Source organism: Psychromonas hadalis ATCC BAA-638 (assembly GCF_000420245.1).
Taxonomy (GTDB): domain Bacteria; phylum Pseudomonadota; class Gammaproteobacteria; order Enterobacterales; family Psychromonadaceae; genus Psychromonas; species Psychromonas hadalis.
On the sequence record NZ_ATUO01000321.1, the window covers coordinates 1 to 1,502 of the forward strand.

Annotated in this window: 1 protein-coding gene; it reads left to right on the top strand. The window is 36.4% G+C overall.

Features of this window, described 5'->3' with window-relative positions; genetic code table 11:
- Positions 1-964 (top strand): hypothetical protein (locus G322_RS0119275; protein WP_022943284.1); only part of this gene is annotated, 964 nt, incomplete at its 5' end.
- Positions 965-1,502: the final 538 nt, after the last annotated feature.

Below are 1,502 nucleotides of genomic sequence, written 5' to 3' on the forward strand. Positions count from 1 at the left end.
ATTATCTGCAAGGCAACTAACAAGTCGTTTAAACGGAATAAAAACAGTTGGCCATCGCTTCGCGATTATAGCCAACCATTTTTATCCGCTTAACGCGGCGTTATGTTTACTTCGGAGTTTTGTAATGAGTTATCAAGCAAAAGTTTTCAATGTAATGATCGCATCACCTGGTGATGTCGGTTCTGAAAGAGCAATTATTCGAGATGTTATTTATGAATGGAATGCCGTTCATTCGCAATCTCGAAATATTGTTTTATTGCCAATTGGTTGGGAGACTCATTCTTCTCCAGAAATGGGAAATACAGCTCAAGAAATTATTAATAATCAGGTTCTTGATAAATGTGATCTACTTGTAGGCGTTTTTTGGACTCGTATTGGTACTCCGACAACTGAATATGCAAGCGGGACAGTAGAAGAAATTGAAAAGCATATTGAAGTTAACAAACCTGCAATGTTGTATTTCTCTAGCCAGCCTGTAGCGTTGGATATGGTTGAGCCAGAACAATACTCACAATTAAAAAAGTTTAAGGATTCCTGCCAAAGTCGTGGTCTATATGAAGGATTTGATAGCCTTTCAAGTTTTAAAGAAAAACTTTATCGTCATTTACAATTGAAAATTAACGACCACGAATATTTTAAAAGTGATGAAGTTGTAACTCAATCTGAAATTGTTGAGTCAAAAACTAATATACCCCACTTAACAAATGAGGGGAAAATATTACTTAAAGAAGTAAGCCAAGACCGAAACGGAACTATTATGCACCTTCGTCATATGGGAGGCACAAATATTCAATCTAACGGTAAGAATTTTATTGAATCAAATGAACGTCGTGATGTAGCTCTTTGGGAGTCGGCTATAGATGAACTAACACAGAATGACTTTATTGTTGAAAGAGGTCACAAAGGTGAAATATTTGAAATCACTAACTTAGGTTATCAAATTGCGGATATGATCGAATTGTAAACATAACAAGTTGCTTAAACGGAACTAAAACAGTGGGTTACGTTTCGCTTCGCTACACATTATAACCCACAATTTTAGTCCGCTTAGCAAGGCGTTAGTCTGCCTTGAAATTTGAGTGTGTTTTTAGTTTCTAAGTCGTTGTATTGAGTTTCAGTGTTCTTTGTTGCGTTCGTAAGTTGATGTGCTGTGAGTATTTTAAAATACGCTCATAACGCCAAATAAGGCTGTCACTAATAGTCATCTGCGCACGTTAACCAAGTAGGCAGCTACGCTCCATTAATTCTTACTTGTTTATATTGGTGTTATTCTATTTCTAGTTTCTATTTGTGTAACCTTGTTTGGATCATGTTTTAAAATAGAGTTCGTAGTTTTTGATTCAAAGCAGTGTAAAGTAGCGGAATATCAGTAAGTTGGTTCAGTCATTCGTTTGATCCGAAAGGCAACTAACAACACGCCCTGAGGTGGACCGCCAGTAATAATTAGCTATTTATTGCAAATTTTAACAGCGGTGAGCCTCTGCGTTTCAATGCTTCTAAAT